We start from the raw sequence: 16,992 nt of genomic DNA on the forward strand, positions 1-16,992 counted from the left end.
TTAATTCTACTTTATTCTTGTAGGTTTTCTAGATATTGAAAATAGGCACTTGCTGCTAGTAAAAATGCACCCGTGCCAAAATCAGACGTGCTATTTTTATCTACTACCTGTCCAGGTATGGCCCTTTCGCCAATAGGTTGTACATAACCTACTGCGCCATTTTCTTGCAGTGCCGTTTCAGTTAGGTATTTCCAAGCTTTTTCAGCAATTGGCGTATACTTCTCTTTATTTAAAACACCGTTGGTTATGCCCCAAAAGTAGGCATAGGTAAAGAAAGCGGTACCACTAGTTTCTGGTCCTGGAGCATGTTCTGGGTCTAATATGCTACGGGTCCAATAACCTTCTGATTGCTGTGCGTTAGCCAAGGATGCTGCCATTTTTTTGAACTTTTCGACTATGGTTTCCCTAAACTCAGATTCTTCTGGTAAATCCTGTAATATTTTAGCATAACCTGCAAAAACCCATCCATCTCCACGTGCCCAAAAGTCTTTTTCTTCGTTTAAACTCATATGTTTTGGATATACGTATTTGGCATCTCTAAAGTATAGACCTGTTTCTTTATCTAACATAATGCTATCTGCATATTGTAGATATGTTTCTAATTTCTTTAGGTACGTAGGGTTCTTGGTTATTTTATAAAGTTTTGTCATTACGGGCATTACCATATAAAGTCCATCTGCCCACCACCAATAATCGTTATTTGGGGTGCTCATTTGGTATTCCATTACTTCTTTGGCTCTAGCAATACGTTCTGGATGTTGTTTGCCTTCTAATGTGTATAGGTCTGCATACGTTTGGAAAGCAATTTGCCAATCGCCAAATAAAACGTAATCATCAGTTTCGCCGTAATCATATTTCCATTTTGATTTGTCTGTACCCTTGGCACCTTTCCACTCATTGTGCTGGGCCCATTTTTTTGAATATTCTAAAAATGCTGGGTTTTTGGTAATCTTGTAAGCTTCTATGTTTCCTGTATGATACGCAGCCGGATGCCAAAATGCATTTGCAGGTTCTGGATGCGTGTTTTGCCAATGGGTATTTACCTTGTCAATTATAGCCAAAACATTTTCTTTCTCAGCGTTAAATTGCTCCTTGGAAGAATGTGCTACATCTTTGTTGTTTTGCTTACAATTGATGAATAAACACATTATGATGGTACAAGTGGTCAAGGTATTTATAAGTCTGTTCATTGTTAAGGATTTAAACTAAGGGTAAAGCTATAGGAATACGTGTCGTCTAAAAGGCGATAGTTATCTAGCGGTAGTTGCCCCCAGCTGTTAGTGCCACCCACACCACGTTGTTTTAAATCTACATGCAAGTACACCTTATCTTCAAAATTTAAATCGCTTGGGTGCATTTGATTTTTGGTCTCTCCAGGGTCTAGTGCTTCCGTGGCTATATTTAGTGCACTAAAACCTAATGGTTGGTGCCCTAAAACGGCTAGGCCGTTACCTGCGTCGGTCAAGGTTAACCACCTTACATCTGTTTTGTAACCTGTTTCTTGCGGCCTAACATATTCTGTCCAGAATTGGTCTTTTACAGAGCTTGAATAATTTCCTAGAAAGGCGGCCGTATTTCTATCGTGATAATTTTCGAACGGGCCACGGCCATAGTATTTTAGGTTTTGATACGCTTTGTCTAAAACCATGCGCATGCCAAAACGCGGTAATTCATCTTCAATTTTAGATAGGCCAGAAACAGAAGCATTAATATTAATGTCACCACTATGTAAAAGTTGGTAGCTGAGTTTATAAGGCACGTTGGTATTACCAAGGCGGTATGTAAAATCTATGGTTAGGCCTTCCTTAGAAAGTTTACCAATTTGAGTGTCTACTAATTCTAAATTCTGATGTGCATTTTTCCAGAAGGCCGATTTTTTAGGCATATGGTTGCCAAAATCGTTATCTACAGGAGCTCTCCAGAAATACGGTTCTGGATATGTTACAAAAATAGACTTCCCCACTTTGGTATTATACTGGGTTAATTTTCCCGTGTTTAGGTCTAATATGCCTTCTATAGCATCGGTTTGAAAGGTTAACACGTTGTTCTTTTTCTTAAATTTTAAGCCTTTTGTTGCAGTAGCATTGCTCTCTAGTGAGAAGTAGTCTTTAGTACCTAGTTTAAATTGTTCCTTAGCTAAAATAGTTTTTGCAGGTACCAAGGCTGTAGCATGTTTGGTTTTAGCATAAACATTTAATAAAACTTCTCCATTTAAATTTGTTGGGAACGTTAGTTCAAGTTTTGCTTGTTCACCAGGCTTTGCTTCTAAAGATTGGGTAGCTTTTTCTATGACTTCTCCATTGTTTAGGAACTCCCATTCCAAAACAAAATCACTTAGGTTATGGAAATTATAATGGTTGGTAACGCTTAAAACAGTATTCTCTAAGGTAAAATTGATAAACTGATGTACTTTTTTTACTTCTTCTAACGAAGGGTGTGGAACCCGGTCCGCAGAAACCAGCCCATTGGCATTAAAGTTCTCATCGTTTTGTAGGTTTTCACCACCTAAATCACCACCGTACGCCCAAAATTCCTTGCCGTTTGCATTAGTAGCGCGTAAACCTTGATCTACCCAATCCCAAATAAAACCGCCTTGCATGTGCGGGCTACTATTAATAATGTCCCAGTATTCCTTAAAATTACCACTACTATTGCCCATAGCATGGCTATATTCGCACATAATAAAAGGTCTGGTAACATCTGTACGGGCGGCATACCTTTTCATGTATTCAAAATTTGGATACATAGGCGCAACAATATCCGTATTTCTATTTTGTTTTGCTTGTTCAAATTGAACAGGTCTTGAAGGGTCTTTTTCTTTTAACCAATCATAAGCATCGTAAAAAACAGGGCCATTACCACACTCATTACCTAAAGACCATATAATAATTGAAGAATGATTTTTGTTGTATTCGAACATGCGTTTTATACGATCTAGATGTGCAGGTGCCCATTCTTTTAAATAGGCAGGGTGTTCTCCTTTGTCAAATTTGGCTTGTGATTCGGCACCCATTGCATGGGTTTCTATGTTTGCTTCATCTACGATATAAAAACCATATTCGTCTGCCAAATCATAAATGTATTGACCGTGCGGATAATGGCTCATTCTAATGGCATTTATATTATGCCTGGCCATTACTTCCAAATCTTTTTTAGTAATTTCCAAATCAGGTACGTGCCCCTTATCTGGGTGATGCTCATGTAGGTTAACCCCTTTAACCGTCACAACTTTGCCATTGACCAAAAGTTGGGCATTTTTAATTTCCACCTTTCTAAAACCTATTTTTTTGCTCACAACCGCGGTAATATTCCCTTTTTTATCGGCTAGAGAAATTACATATTCATATAAATTAGGTTGTTCGGCGCTCCAGAGCGCTACATTATTTATTGTTTGATTAAATTGCAGTGTGCCGCCACCTTTTTCTACTGTTTTTGTTTCGGTGTATACGGTATTACCTTTTAAATCATTTAGGGTGATGGTTACCGATTGGTTTTTTGCTTTTCCACCTTGGAATTCTTTTATATTAACCCTTGCACTAAACAAGCCATTTTTATAATCGGACGAAAGGTCTCCCTTGGCCCAAAAATCCCAAATGGTTGTTTTGGGCATTGCTTGTAGGTATACCTCTCTTTCAATACCGCTAAGACGCCAAAAGTCTTGGTCTTCTAGATATTTACCATCGTGCCAACGAAAAACTTGTACCGCTAAAAGGTTTTTACCTTCTTGTAAATATTGGGTTATGTTAAATTCTGCTGGTGTCTTGGAAACTTTTGTCATACCCACTTCTTGTCCGTTCACATATATTTTCGCATAGCCAGAAATGGAGCCAAAATGAAGTATAATTTCTTTCTCTGACCAACTTTGGTCTAGGGTGAAAAAAGTTCTATAGGAACCTACGGGATTATAGTCACCATCTATGTAAGGTGGGTTTTTAGGAAAAGGATAGGTTATGTTGGTATAGATAGGAATATCAAACCCCTCTAGTTCCCAATTAGAGGGTACCTTTATTTTATCCCAAGAGCTCGTATTTAAGTTTGTTTCAAAGAAATTTTCTGGTCTTTCATCGGGGTGTTTTACCAAATTGAAATCCCATTCACCATTTAAACTTTTGATAAGAGTAGATTTGTTGGCATCTTTGGTTTTGGCATTTTCCACACTGCCAAAAAGGGTAAACGCACTACGACCTTCAATCTTGTTACTATCCAGAATAGTTGGATCTTCCCACTCGTTTTGTTGCGCCATTAAAGAGGCGGTAGTACACAGAATGCATACCAGAAATTTAAAAATGTGCTTGCTCATTTTGTGTTTAGTTATAGTTTTCAATTGTGTTTAATCGGTTTTATACCTTCTAAGGTGGGTTTGGTCTTTTTTATGCTACCGTCTGTATTAAATTCTAGCTTGTCTATACATACTTCTCTATGAAAACCGGCTGGGCTTCCCATTTTAATGCCTTTGGGTCTATTAAATCGGTGATAAATTATATACCAATCATCCGTGCCAGGCACATTGATTACGGAGTTATGACCTGTACCATAAATTTCTATTTCAGTGTCTTTTTCTATGACCAAATTATTTTCTGGAATCTCTAGAGGCCCCATAGGTGTTTTGGCGGTTGCATATCTAACTCTGTAATTAGGGCTTCTGGTATCATCCTCAGACCACATAAAGTAATAAAGGCCATTTCTATAGAAAACTTCTGTGCCCTCTCTAAATGTTCCATCTTTTGGTGTAAGGTCTGTTAGGGTTTCCTTTTTTAAGGTAACCATATCCGCATTTAATTCTGCGGCAGCCATAAACCCATTGCCATAATAAAAATAGGGCTTTCCGCTTACCGGGTCTATAAATACATCTGGGTCTATTACCTGCCCGCCTTTTGCCTCTTTTGTTTTGTAGTCTACAAAAACATGACCTAAATCTGTAAACGGTCCGCTGGGTGCATCTGCCACGGCAACGCCAATATTTTGGGCAGCAGTGTAATAGTAATAATACTTGTAGCCATTGTCCGTCATTTTTTCAGCAATACAAGGGGCCCAAGCATTTCTATTGGCCCAGGATACATCTTTATTAAGGTCTAATATGGTTCCTTCATCTTGCCAATTAACTAAATCCGTAGAAGAAAAGGTTTTAAAGTAGGTGCCAGACCAACCATCAAAACCGTCACTCGTTGGGTATAAATAGAACTTGTTGTCTGAGTTGGAATAAATAATCTCTGGATCGGCATAAAAACCTTCTAATACAGGATTATTGTCTATGGAAGATACAATTGAATAGGTTTCTTTGCTGCCATCTGGTAAAATAAGGTTTGCTGTTGCCTTGCCTTGTTGCATGGTAATGGGCTTCTCTAAAGCTACGCCAGGAAACAATATAAGCTCTAGTTCATTATCATTTAAGTTACCATTAGGTTTTAGTGGTAGGTAAAGTTGTTGTGTGCTACCGTTGGAGTATACGTTATTTTTTTTAATGCTTTCTGTAGAAGCGTCTAAAACAAGTGGTAAATCTTTAGATGGAAATGCTTTTAGTAATCGTTTGGCTTCATTTTCCGTAATTGTGATTATAGTACCGTGTCTTGGATGAAAATTCATGGAGACTTTATCTGCTCCTAGTGCTTTAAAATCTTGTAAGTCTTCACTAGCAGCAAATTGATACCTGCCATCCATGTACATATCGTACATTAAAATATAGGTGTCAGCGTTTAATAGTTTAAATACCCCAGACCCTTCCACGGCTTTATCGGTTTGGTCTTTATAGTCTGGCAATGGTTTATAACCTTCTGTTAATTGATCAGAAATGGCAACTTTAATACCCTTATCTGCCGCACCTTCTGTTTTATAAAAAAGGTGGTATTTTCCGTCTTTATAGATAATATCACCATCTATACAAGATTTTTTATCTGGACTATAATAAAGCTGTTTTGGTTCTGTTTCTAAATCAGAAAAATCTGCATTGGCATAGGCGTAATAAATTTTATCATAACTGCCTGGCTCTAGCATAGAAAAGTAGACCATCAACTTATCCTCTTTTTGATCGTAAAACGTCTGAGGTGCCCAAGCGCGAGTAATCTTAGAAAATGCAGGAAATTTTTTAGGTAAATCTATAACATGGCTCTCCCAAGAAATTAAGTCATTGGAGCGCATTAAGATGATTTTTGTATTACTCCATCCATTGTTGGTATATAGGTCTGTGACGGTCATATAGAAATAGCCATCTTCTCCTCTTAAAATATGTGGGTCTCGCACGCCACCCGTATCACTAATAGCTTTTGAGGCTATAATAGGTTCGTTATCATTTAAGGCATAATAATTAAAACCATCTCTACTAACTGCATATCTTATTGCTTCTTCGCCATCTCCATTACCTGTAAAATAGGTGAACAGATAAGCCGTGTGCGGTTTATTTTTGAGGTTGCTCTGGCAAGAAAATAGTAACCCCAATAGAAGGGCTATAGAAAATGCACGTTTTGTAGACATCTAGATTATATTTTAATTGAAATTACTGTTAATTTTATAAATGTAAAAATAACACGTAAAATTAAAATAAAAAATTGCCTTTATTTATATTTAATACGAACAAAAATTAGAAAGCAGTGTGCAAGTTTCAATAAAATTGTGCTGAAAAACCAGGGGGAACGAGAGAAGAAGTTGGGTTGAAACTCTTTAAGGTTAGTTGATAAAGAGAAATAAAAACATACCAATTAGAATGGCAGATGGATTGAACGTATTTGCAAAGTATAATTAAGTCATTATTTATTAAAAGGATACATTTGTACCTAAGTATAGACCTGTGCTAAAGCGTTAAGCCAACTTCCCTTTTGGCATAGAAAAAGTCATTATGGTACCTGAGCCAACTTTACTCTTGATGTCTAATTCACCTCCATTTTGTTTTAGGTAATAGAAACAAGTTCTAATACCAAAGCCGCTACCTTTTTCATCTTCCGTTCCATTGGTGGTATGCCAATTATTACCATCTAATATTTTGCTTATTTCGGCATCGGCTATACCTAAGCCGGTATCTTTTATAGCAGTATAGACTTTACCGTTTTTGGCATAGGTATTTATATAGATTGCACCATTAGCCGGAGTAAATTTAATGGCATTGTGTAATAAGTTTCTAAAAATGAACTCATAACTATTTTTGTCTGCAAATATGGTTTGGTTGGTAGCTTCTTTATAAATTGATATTTTTTTTGCTTCCGCTTGTTCAGTAAGTAAATCAACTATTGGAAGAATTGTATTATCTGTACTAAAATTGGTTTTCTGTAAGTGCTCATCTTCCGTCTGTCTTTTGGACCAATCTAGCAAGCCATCTAAGAAATCTGTTAGATTATCCAATTTGCTAGAAACTTGACCAAAATATTCTTGGGCGGTTTCCATATCCATATCACCATTTACAAATAAATCCACCAAGGTTTTTAAATTATTTAGTGGGGAGCGTACGTCATGGGATATCAACGCAAATAACTTTTTGTTTAAGGCGTCTAATTTTGCAAGTTCCTTATTTTGTTTACGATATTTCATTGCAAAATGGTCCATGCTATATGCAATAGGTATGGTTATGCATAAGGTAATAACTGCGGTAGCAAGTATACCGTTTAAGAAAACGCTCCAATCTACTAGTAAATCTGCAATGGCAAATCCGCAAACAGCTGCTACTACAGCTATAGCTGTAATAAAATAGGGTCGGTGTAATTTTATTTTTTTAGGTATCATAATTTGGGACTTTTTATGATTTAGTCAAATTAATATATCGACACTTTTTTGTAGGTTATGGTACAAATGTAGTTTAGTAATGTAGGAATAGGATTACTTTTTAGTTTAAGCGAAAGCAGTTTCAGATGAAATTCAATTTACTGTAGATTAACGGAAAGCTATTTTGTAGGAATTGCATGCGAAATACCTTTTCCGAACAATGATTTGAGGTGTAATGCCTTAGTGTCTAAATAAAAAAAGACCGCCAATCGGCGGTCTCTTAAGCAATCTTTTTAGATTTTATTAAGTAGATCTTTTATCACTTATATATGTTTGATATTCTTCTGCCAAATCTGTCAACTCTTTATCTGGCAATACTTTGCCAGCTAGTTGAAAAAAACTGTGCTCTTCGTCCGCCAAATGATGGGTTACTTTTTCTTGTAAATCTTTAGCGTATTTTAGCCATGCAGAAGAGCTATAGTCCGTATTCTCTAGTTTTTCTACTAATTCATCTATCTCATGATGTTCCGCAACACCGTGCCTAGCATGATCTTGGGTTTTATCTACCTTCATCAATGGTATATAAAAATGTCTTTCCTCACCATCCGCATGTATGGCTAACTCTTTTTTTAGCGTGTTAAAGGCATCTCTTCTGGTTTTGCTATCGCCAGAGGTATCTACCAAAACATCTAAGAGTTTACGCTGTACATCGTGATCTTTACGTATTGCTTCAAATATTTTCATACTTAATATATTAAAATGCCTCTTTATCTGTGGTATCTGTATGGTTGGCGTTCTTTATGGCATCAGGTGATTTATCAAAATTGCTGCCATCTGCCTCAAAGAATTTTCCAATGTCATATCTATTAGCAACTACTTTAGCAGTTGTATCGTGTATTACAATTGGTTTTTGCAGTGCCTTACTGTTATTCTGAATTATTTTGAGCCAGTCGTTTTCATCAGAACTTTCAAAATCTTTCATCTCCTCAGTCAATACGTTGGTGCTGAATATTTCAGAGAACTTAAGTCCCAGCATTTCCGATATTTCTGCCCAAACAGTGTTAGCTATTTTTTCTTCATCTATATTAATGGCTCTTATAGCCATGTCCGTGCTTTTTGCATAGGCTAACAATTTTTTGCCAATATCCGATTGTTCAGAGTATATATATACCAATTGATTCTTGTCTGTTGCTAAAACGCCCATATCTTTCTTCATTCTTGTACCCTTATCTTTAAATTTAAGTGGTGATTTATAATCTCAAAGGTGCTCAAAAATTAAAAATATTTTTACCCTAAAAACTTTAATGTTGAACGCAATTAGATAATTAAAAAGTTGGTGTTTAGATTGCTAGTCACTTAAAGAGTTACATCTTACCGTAAATGGGTTAATTAAATTTTATTGGTGACCCTTACTTTGTAATGTCGATAATTAAGACACGAAAATATATTGTGGTGGTAGGGAAGAAGGTTGTCTTAGGACGACCTTTTTCTTTTTTAAATGCTTTAACAATGAAAGATTTAACTGCATATGTAGCCAAATTTTATAAAGCTCCTGAAGAGCTTTTAGAAACGTATAATTTGGTGTACACCACTCCCGAAATTCTAACCATAACCCGCAAACAATTAAAAAACACCACGGTCTATTTAAAAGGCGATACCCCTTATAAAGAGAAAAAAACACTTGAAAGAATTAAAAAACTGGTACTGCCTCCGGCATGGAGGCAGGTAAAAATAGCAGAATTTGAAAATGCGCATTTACAGGCCACTGGCAGAGATGCTAAAAAAAGGAAACAATACAGGTACCATCCTAAATGGCTTAAACTAAGAAAGCAGACCAAATTTTATAAAATGTTGGCATTTGCGGAAAAGCTTCCCCAGATAAGAAAGCAAAGCCAAGAAGATTTGGAAAGAAACAATTGGAGCAAAGATAAAGTTTTGGCGTTGGTTATAAGGCTATTAGAAGAAAGTCATATACGGGTAGGAAATGCCTATTATGCTAAGCAAAATAAGACTTACGGTTTATCTACCTTAAGAAATAGGCATGTTTCAATAGTAAAGGATAAAATCAAATTTAATTTTATTGGTAAAAGGGGCAAAGAACATAATGTAACCATTAGAAATAAGAAGTTAGCTAAATTGGTGAACCAATGCGAAGAAATTCCTGGTTGGGAATTGTTTCAATATTTTGATGAAAATGGTGAGAAACAAAAAATAGACAGCGGAATGGTCAACGCTTATATTCAAAAAATAAGTGGGGAAATTTTTTCTGCAAAAGATTTTAGAACATGGGCAGCTAGTTTAATTGTTTTTGATTATTTAAAACAAACGCCAACGGTAGAAAGTAAAAAGAAGAAAGAAGATAATTGGGTACAAGCAGTCGCCGTTGCGGCTAAAGAATTAAACAATACTAAAAATGTGTGTAAGAACTATTACGTGCACCCCCTTATAAACGAAGTGTATTTGAATGATGCGATTCTTCCATATTTTAAGATGGCAGATGCGTACCAAGAACCTACAGATAATGGGCTGCAGCCAAATGAAAAGGCGTTGCGGGCACTTTTAAAGAAATATAGGCCCCAAGAATTACTTAATAAATACCGTTGAACAATTATTCAATATGGTTTAACTAATATTTGTGCTAAATGCATAGTATATAGTCGCCAGTTCATTTGAAATTTTATCTTTGCAACCGCTATAAAAAAATCAGATCATTAAAATACTGTAAACCTTCAATCAAATACAACCGACCGTCATTGCACTAACCATAAAATGATTGAGGATGAAAAAATTGGTTCTTAAAGAAACCAAACAGTTATTTAAATTGACCCAGTTAATTAACCAAGGCGTTTTGGAATTAGACGATCTTGCAGCCTTAATTCCTGGGATATTACACATTAATTCCGTTCATGATCTTAGTTTGGAATACATTTCTAAACAAGGTCAAGACTTGATTCGTTACTCCATGGAAGAGTTGTTGGAATTGGGAACAACGGTTTATGAGCGTCATCAAAGTGATTTTACCTTAAATGTAACTTACCCTAATTTAGCAGAAAAAATAAGCGATAAGGATACAGATAAGATAATTCCCTTTATTCAAGATTGGAAGCACTCAGAAGACGACAAACCTTTTCATTTATTTACATCTACCAGAATATTGAATGATGATCAATTGATTTCGGTTTCGATATTTCCACAAAATGTTGAAAGTTTTTCAGATAAGATAGATAGTCTATTTGGTGTTGATCCACTGTTTGAGGCATATTTTGAACGTTTTAATAGGCTCACTAAAAGAGAAAAACAGGTGTTTTTTCTATTGGGGAAGGAATTATCTAGAAAGGAAATAGCAGAGCTACTTTTTATTTCAGATAAAACGGTTAAAAATCATGCGGAAAGGGTATTCCAAAAACTGGGAACCAAGAAACGCACTGATTTGTACAAGTTGGCACAAGTTTTCTACAGTTTAAAATAGGCCAAATAGCCTATAGCTTTCTTATTCCATCTAAATTAGTTTTGCTTATTCGTAGCAGTAAGGATATTCTTCCTTACTGTAAATACTAATAGTTGTATTTTTGACGTTTTTATTACAGTTCTGTTAAACAGAACAACATTTATACTTAAACCATTTAGGCGAGGGTTGGTAAATAGTATTTAGAAAGTCTTGGGGGAGACCAACTTTATTCTATTACCTTCCTTCCCGGGATGGTATTTTTTGGATTACTCCATTTAATTTTTCCTAAATCTGTATTAGTTATTGGTTAGCCCAAAGATTTGAAGTTTTAAGCTTAGAATTCTTCATTTTGAGCATGTTCTATTTCTCTTTCTACTTTTCTTGTATTTTGCTAATTTACTTTTAAATCTATTAAGAGTAAGCGGATATAAGGATATTAAATTTTGGTTAGGTATTTTTAATACTAAGCTTTTTACTAGCTAGTTTTTATAAAAAGAAAAGGGTATGGAAGCCATACCCTTTTCAATACAGTGATAGTTTGTGATTAGGAGCTTATATTAAGCATTCACAATACAAATATAGAAAAAAATCTATATTTGTATTTGCAGAATTTCCTTTTTTTAGTTTTCTATAAATTTAAAAAGCATGAAAATTGCCAGTTAAATAGTATATTTAGACTATCTCAATCTTATTTAAACTACGTTATGATTAAAACTATTGATCGTTTAATGCAATTTATTGAACATGCGGGATTAAGTGCGCGCCAGTTCGATTTAAGCATTGGCGCAAGTAATGGTTATACGCTTCGCATGAGAAAAAATCATGCTTCTATTGGTAGTGATGTTATCGAAAACATTGTAAAAACCTATCCTCAACTTAATTTAATATGGTTAATAACCGGTGAAGGCGAAATGCTTAATCCTGGAATCGAAGCTGTTCGGGGCAATAGATTGCCAAGGGAAAAAGAGCTTGAAATTGAGCGAATTGTAACCGCTAAAATAAAAGAACGGCAAGAAAAGGAACTTAAGGAGTTATTGAAAGAAGTGAACAAGGAAATTAAGAAACGAAACGATAAGGAGTAGTTTATTTTCTCAATTCCTTTTCTAATTTTTCCTTAAGTGCAATAAGTTCCTCATTATTCAATTTTTTCTTATTGTTTACTAATTTTTTATGGTCTTCAATGTTTTGTTGCTTTTTAGAAAACCTATTTTCTACCATATGCTCAATCGCATTATATTGACTCTGTAAAAATTGCTTAATTTTTTCTTGGTCATCCGCTACTTTTGCCAAAAGTAGTAGCACTATTAAAAGTGTTAACAAGAATGGTCCAGATTGGTATAGTTCAATTTCATCAATGGAATCAGATTCAACAAAAAGCAAATTATATATTTGATTTCCTAGTAGTAGAATGGGTGAAAGTATGGCGTAGCGCCACCAACGTTTCTCTGTAAAAAACCACACGGAAAAAATAATTAGTAGGTTAAATTTAAAAACTATCGTATTTAAAAATATACTAACATCTATATAGCCAAAATCTGGGATAGTGAAAAGAATTAAATCAAGTTGACTCAAATTTTTTGGGACCAAAAGGGTTAATAAGTTAAAAATAGGTTGAGCTATAAGAATTAGATTAGAATAATTTTTGCTGTTTAGTGCCAATATTCCATCTTTAGAAAAATATATGATTGCGAGGAATACGCCGGTAAACTTGATGAATATATAACTAGGTTTACTTAGAATAGAAAGCAATGCAATTTCAGAAATCAGTATCCAAATTAGAATAGTTTTTATCCCTAGATGAATCTTTCCGTTACAATTAAAAAGCCAAATTATAAGAGAGATGATAATTTGAAATCGTATCAAGCTAAGATACATCCAAGCGTTAAAAAATTCAAAATCACCAAAAAGAGAAATCCAGAAGGGGTTTATATTGGACTCATGAAATATTTGTGTGCTATAAACATGTAAATAGGGTAAAAAAGGCAATAAGAATATTGCCACGGCTTTTAGTCCATCTCTAAATACGGGGTTTTTAGGCATTGGTTAAAAATAGAAAATATCTTCAAACCTTGTAAAATATTAACCAATGCCACGGTTTAGCATTTATCTATAGTTCCCATAGGGTTTTAAAGTTTTGATGTTTCCTTCAAGATCGTGTTGTATGGGCGCCATTTTCACGGACCTAAGATGTGTAACCCCCTTGGATAAGCTAGAGTCATGATAGAATAGGTACCACTGACCGTCCACCTGGCAAATGGAATGGTGGCTCGTCCAACCCACCACGGGTTCCAGTATACGTCCTGCGTAGGTAAACGGCCCGTAAGGGCTGTCCCCAATGGCATAGCAAATGTAATGGGTGTCCCCGGTACTGTAAGAGAAGTAGTATCGTCCGTTATGCTTGTGTAGCCACGCCGCCTCAAAAAAGCGTCTTTGGTTGTCCCCGGCCAAAAGGCGTTTACCGTTTTGGTCCAGGATCTCTACGGGCCTTGGTTTTTCGTCGAACTCCAACAGGTCTTCCCGCATTTTGGCCACGAAGGGCAGAAGCGCCGGTTCATGGTCTTGCGGCAAATGCGCCGTAGGGCTTTCCGGGCTGGAGGCATCAAAGGAGCCATTTCTCCATCGTTGTAATTGCCCGCCCCAGAGCCCGCCAAAATACATGTAGTGTGTGCCGTCTGTATCCTCAAAAACGGCCGGATCAATACTAAAACTATCCTTTATGGCCTCTGGCCTAGGGGTAAAAGGCCCCGTAGGCGAATCGGAGAGGGCCACCCCTATCCTAAAGATGCCCTGATGGTCCTTTGCGGGAAAAAACAGATAGTAGGTTCCGTTTTTATGTGCGGCGTCCGGGGCCCACATCTGCTGTTTGGCCCAAGGCACGTCGTCCACGTGCAGTGCCACGCCATGGTCCTTTGCCGGTGCCCCCACATGGTCCATGGACAGAACGTGGTAGTCCTCCATGGCAAAATGGCTTCCCAAATCGTCAAAGGCCTCGCCGGCATCGATGTCGTGGGATGGGTAAACGTATATCTTGCCCTCAAATACATGTGCGGAAGGGTCCGCGGTGTAGATGTGGGTCACCAAGGGCTTTGAAATGGCCTTTTGGTCCAGTATGTCAAAATCGATGTGTGCTGTGCTTTCTTCGGGCATGGTGTATGTTTTAGTTTTTTCGTCTTGTTTTTAAATCGTTCTCTATGGTGTTCTCCATGTCCTTGTTGATCACATAGAAGAAGAGTAGCCCTATTCCCAGAAGGAAGGGTATGGCGGGGTATAGGCTCACCAATAGTTTTATCCCGTCCAACGCGGACCGGGGCTGTTGCGCTGCCGGGTTTCCCGCTACTTTTGCCAGATAGCCGTAAACCCCCAGGATATAGGTGACCAGTGCGCCCCCTATGGAGAGCCCTAGCTTAAGGCCTATCATCATGGCGGAGAAGATAATTGCCGTTGCCCTACGGTCGTTCCTCCACTCGGAATAATCGGCTACATCGGCGATCATGGCCCATAACAGTGGAATGGTCACCCCGTAGGAGAACCCATGCAGTACCTGTGCCAGGAACATATAGGCCACGTCCTTGGGGCCAAAGAAATAGAAAACGATTATGAAGAGGGTGGATACGAACAGGGCCAGGGCGAAGACGTCCCTTTTTCCATAGCGGTCCGCCAGTTTTTTGGAGAACCCGATGCCCACGATCATGAAGATGATGCCCCCTGCGTTGAAGAGCCCAAAGCCCGCGGCCGCGGCATTGTCCCCAAAGAAGTCCATGCCCACTGCGGTAAGCGCGTCCAGTATGGGGGCAAGGAACCCCGCAAGTTGTGGTTGGTCCACAAAGTTCTCGAAATAATAGACATAGGACCCACCCTTCATGGCCAAGGTAACGAATACCAATGTGGTGAGCAGCAACATGATCACCCATGGCCGGTTCTTGCTCAAATCCTTGATGTCCTGTAAGAAGCTAGATCTTTGTTCCGGTTTTGGAACGATGCGCTCCTTTGTGGTAACAAAGGTTATCAGTAGCATAAGGGTGCCGATGATGGCCAGATAGGTCATTACCGTTTCAATACCGGCGGCCTTGTCTCCCCCGCCCGCGGCCTGTATGATGGGCAGCATGAACACCTGTACGAAGAACTGGGCGAACATTACGGCCACGAACCGATAGGCGGAGATACTGTTGCGCTCCTGCATGCTACCGGTAATTACCCCGCTAAGCGCGGCATAGGGCAGGTTGTTGGCGGCATATAGCAACAAAAGAAGGGTATAGGTCACACTGGCATAGATGAGCTTGCCCTTATAGGAAAAATCCGGGGTGGTAAAGGCCAAAAGGGCCACCACGCCCAAGGGCACTGCGGTAAAGAGTATCCATGGACGGAACTTGCCCCATTTGCTATGGGTGCGGTCCGCCAGGGCGCCAATCAAGGGGTTAAAGAGAAAAGCGGCCACGGTGCCCACGGTAAAGATGACCAAGGAGGCATCGCCGGTCTTGAGGCCATAGATATCCGTATAGAAATAGGCTAAATAGGTCAAAATGGTCTGGAAGACCAGATTGGCGGAGAGGTCGCCCAGTGCGTACCCAACTTTCTCCTTAACGGATATACCAATAGAATCAGGTTTCATATAAATGGTTGGCTTTAATGGGATATTTTAATTTTTGGCAGCTAATTGAATTACTTCTTTATAAGCTGGTTTTTGTTCAAAATCTCTGTCAAAAAGTAAAGGATAATTGGTTCTACCTTCTATAGGCCAATTATTTAACCAAGAATCGCCATCTTGTACCCCCCAAAAGGTAACACGGTCAATTTTATCTTGATGTTTCAAGAATAGTTTAAAAATGTCTTTATAGCGTTTGTTAAATTTAGTTGCTACAGAATCTGGCATGCCATTAGGATAAGGATTCATTTTAGGGTCTTGCTCAAAATTTTGGTTTACGTCTGCACCCTCCAAATCCCAGGGATTGGGTAATACAGTAATATCCAACTCCGTAATCATTACCTTAATACCTAATTCGGAATAAGCAACAATACTCTTTTCTATTTCTTCTAAAGAGGGTGTCTCTAGCCCCCAATGACCTTGCATACCTATACCATCTACTTTACAATTATTTTCTTGTAAAAATTTTATCAATTTAATTGCACCCTCTCTTTTGCTAGGTACACATAAATTATAATCGTTATAATATAGTTCTGTATGTGGTGCAGCCTCTTCTGCCCATTTAAAGGCATCTACCAAATAGGTGTCTCCTAGTTTGTTTAAAAAAAGAGAGTTTCTTAAGCTACCATCCTCATTTAAAGCTTCGTTAACCACGTCCCAACCATTAATTTTACCGGCATACCTGCCGGCAACAGTATCCACATGATTTTTTAGTGCTGATTTTAAGCTGTCTACAGTTTCTATTTCATTAAAAAAGTTTGATAGTTGGCTGTGCCATACCAAAGTGTGTCCAACAATAAACATATTATGGTCTAGACCAAACTGAACGTATTTATCCGCTGCATCAAAATTATAAGTGTTTACACCGGGGTGTATATTAACAGATTTCATCACGTTCTCTGGCGTTATGGTATTGAATTCCTTTTTTATTAATTGTGTAGCTAAGGAATCATGACCATAAATCTGATTGCTGTTTAATGCGGTTCCTATGGTAAACTTAGCTTCGAAAGCTTCTTTAAGGGTTGGAAGTTTGTATTCGGTTTCTGATAATTCTTGGTTCTTATCTTCTTTACAGCTTACTATAAATAACATGATAAGAAACAGAATTGTTGAAGGGAAAGTTTGTTTCATGTTTTGCTTTTAATTTTAGTATGTTTTGGTTTAGGCGTTGAGTAGTCATTTTTATATCCTTAAAAAACAAGATTTTTTATTGACA

The 16,992-nt window shown here is 37.6% G+C and carries 13 protein-coding genes; 3 read left to right on the top strand and 10 right to left on the bottom strand.

What is annotated here, in order from left to right; genetic code table 11:
* Window positions 1–11: 11 nt before the first annotated feature.
* The 6 genes from ACXAGS_RS04010 to ACXAGS_RS04035 all read right to left on the bottom strand — a co-directional run bounded on the left by ACXAGS_RS04010 (window position 12) and on the right by ACXAGS_RS04035 (window position 8,902).
* A complete protein-coding gene (locus tag ACXAGS_RS04010) occupies window positions 12–1,190 on the bottom strand; it encodes a glycoside hydrolase family 88/105 protein (RefSeq protein ID WP_474904711.1) in 1,179 nt (392 codons plus the stop codon).
* Between the two features lie 2 nt (window positions 1,191–1,192).
* On the bottom strand, window positions 1,193–4,300 hold the full coding sequence (locus ACXAGS_RS04015; protein WP_474904712.1) for a glycoside hydrolase family 2 TIM barrel-domain containing protein: 3,108 nt from the start codon (window positions 4,298–4,300) through the stop codon (window positions 1,193–1,195).
* A 20-nt stretch (window positions 4,301–4,320) separates the two neighbouring features.
* Window positions 4,321–6,468 carry a glycoside hydrolase family 43 protein gene (locus tag ACXAGS_RS04020; RefSeq protein ID WP_474904714.1) on the bottom strand — a complete coding sequence of 716 codons (2,148 nt, stop codon included), beginning with the start codon at window positions 6,466–6,468 and terminating at the stop codon, window positions 4,321–4,323.
* A gap of 324 nt (window positions 6,469–6,792) precedes the next feature.
* The gene (locus tag ACXAGS_RS04025; RefSeq protein ID WP_474904716.1) at window positions 6,793–7,707 is read right to left on the bottom strand and encodes a sensor histidine kinase; all 915 of its coding nucleotides are present in this window, start codon (window positions 7,705–7,707) and stop codon (window positions 6,793–6,795) included.
* A 282-nt stretch (window positions 7,708–7,989) separates the two neighbouring features.
* Entirely contained in the window at window positions 7,990–8,430 is a 441-nt protein-coding gene (locus ACXAGS_RS04030) for a hemerythrin domain-containing protein (RefSeq protein ID WP_474904717.1), read from the bottom strand.
* A 10-nt stretch (window positions 8,431–8,440) separates the two neighbouring features.
* Window positions 8,441–8,902: an arsenate reductase family protein gene (locus ACXAGS_RS04035; RefSeq protein ID WP_474904718.1), complete on the bottom strand. Its 462-nt coding sequence runs from the start codon at window positions 8,900–8,902 to the stop codon at window positions 8,441–8,443.
* 293 nt (window positions 8,903–9,195) lie between these two features.
* Between ACXAGS_RS04035 and ACXAGS_RS04040 the strand changes: the two genes are divergently transcribed.
* From ACXAGS_RS04040 to ACXAGS_RS04050, 3 genes are all read left to right on the top strand, one after another.
* Window positions 9,196–10,290, top strand: a complete 1,095-nt coding sequence (locus ACXAGS_RS04040) for a DNA topoisomerase IB (RefSeq protein ID WP_474904720.1) — start codon at window positions 9,196–9,198, stop codon at window positions 10,288–10,290.
* Between the two features lie 175 nt (window positions 10,291–10,465).
* A complete protein-coding gene (locus ACXAGS_RS04045; RefSeq protein WP_474904722.1) occupies window positions 10,466–11,155 on the top strand; it encodes a LuxR C-terminal-related transcriptional regulator in 690 nt (229 codons plus the stop codon).
* A gap of 683 nt (window positions 11,156–11,838) precedes the next feature.
* Window positions 11,839–12,216: a hypothetical protein gene (locus ACXAGS_RS04050; protein WP_474904724.1), complete on the top strand. Its 378-nt coding sequence runs from the start codon at window positions 11,839–11,841 to the stop codon at window positions 12,214–12,216.
* A gap of 1 nt (window position 12,217) precedes the next feature.
* On the opposite strand, the gene ACXAGS_RS04055 is transcribed toward ACXAGS_RS04050, so the two are convergent.
* The 4 genes from ACXAGS_RS04055 to ACXAGS_RS04070 form a co-directional block, all read right to left on the bottom strand.
* On the bottom strand, window positions 12,218–13,174 hold the full coding sequence (locus ACXAGS_RS04055; RefSeq protein WP_474904726.1) for a hypothetical protein: 957 nt from the start codon (window positions 13,172–13,174) through the stop codon (window positions 12,218–12,220).
* 63 nt (window positions 13,175–13,237) lie between these two features.
* Entirely contained in the window at window positions 13,238–14,281 is a 1,044-nt protein-coding gene (locus tag ACXAGS_RS04060) for a glycoside hydrolase family 43 protein (protein ID WP_474904728.1), read from the bottom strand.
* A 10-nt stretch (window positions 14,282–14,291) separates the two neighbouring features.
* Window positions 14,292–15,743, bottom strand: coding sequence for an MFS transporter (locus tag ACXAGS_RS04065; protein ID WP_474904729.1), 1,452 nt, complete (start codon window positions 15,741–15,743; stop codon window positions 14,292–14,294).
* Between the two features lie 27 nt (window positions 15,744–15,770).
* Window positions 15,771–16,907: an endo-1,4-beta-xylanase gene (locus tag ACXAGS_RS04070; protein WP_474904731.1), complete on the bottom strand. Its 1,137-nt coding sequence runs from the start codon at window positions 16,905–16,907 to the stop codon at window positions 15,771–15,773.
* Window positions 16,908–16,992: the final 85 nt, after the last annotated feature.

Source organism: Croceivirga sp. ABH4_376 (genome assembly GCF_056160685.1).

Coding starts and splice junctions, on each gene's coding strand:
- ACXAGS_RS04015 (WP_474904712.1), bottom strand. CDS start 4,300: ATGAGCAAGCACATTTTTAAATTTCTGGTATGCATTCTGTGTACTACC.
- ACXAGS_RS04030 (WP_474904717.1), bottom strand. CDS start 8,430: ATGAAAATATTTGAAGCAATACGTAAAGATCACGATGTACAGCGTAAA.
- ACXAGS_RS04070 (WP_474904731.1), bottom strand. CDS start 16,907: ATGAAACAAACTTTCCCTTCAACAATTCTGTTTCTTATCATGTTATTT.
- ACXAGS_RS04025 (WP_474904716.1), bottom strand. CDS start 7,707: ATGATACCTAAAAAAATAAAATTACACCGACCCTATTTTATTACAGCT.
- ACXAGS_RS04055 (WP_474904726.1), bottom strand. CDS start 13,174: ATGCCTAAAAACCCCGTATTTAGAGATGGACTAAAAGCCGTGGCAATA.
- ACXAGS_RS04035 (WP_474904718.1), bottom strand. CDS start 8,902: ATGAAGAAAGATATGGGCGTTTTAGCAACAGACAAGAATCAATTGGTA.
- ACXAGS_RS04010 (WP_474904711.1), bottom strand. CDS start 1,190: ATGAACAGACTTATAAATACCTTGACCACTTGTACCATCATAATGTGT.
- ACXAGS_RS04050 (WP_474904724.1), top strand. CDS start 11,839: ATGATTAAAACTATTGATCGTTTAATGCAATTTATTGAACATGCGGGA.
- ACXAGS_RS04060 (WP_474904728.1), bottom strand. CDS start 14,281: ATGCCCGAAGAAAGCACAGCACACATCGATTTTGACATACTGGACCAA.
- ACXAGS_RS04045 (WP_474904722.1), top strand. CDS start 10,466: ATGAAAAAATTGGTTCTTAAAGAAACCAAACAGTTATTTAAATTGACC.
- ACXAGS_RS04040 (WP_474904720.1), top strand. CDS start 9,196: ATGAAAGATTTAACTGCATATGTAGCCAAATTTTATAAAGCTCCTGAA.
- ACXAGS_RS04020 (WP_474904714.1), bottom strand. CDS start 6,468: ATGTCTACAAAACGTGCATTTTCTATAGCCCTTCTATTGGGGTTACTA.
- ACXAGS_RS04065 (WP_474904729.1), bottom strand. CDS start 15,743: ATGAAACCTGATTCTATTGGTATATCCGTTAAGGAGAAAGTTGGGTAC.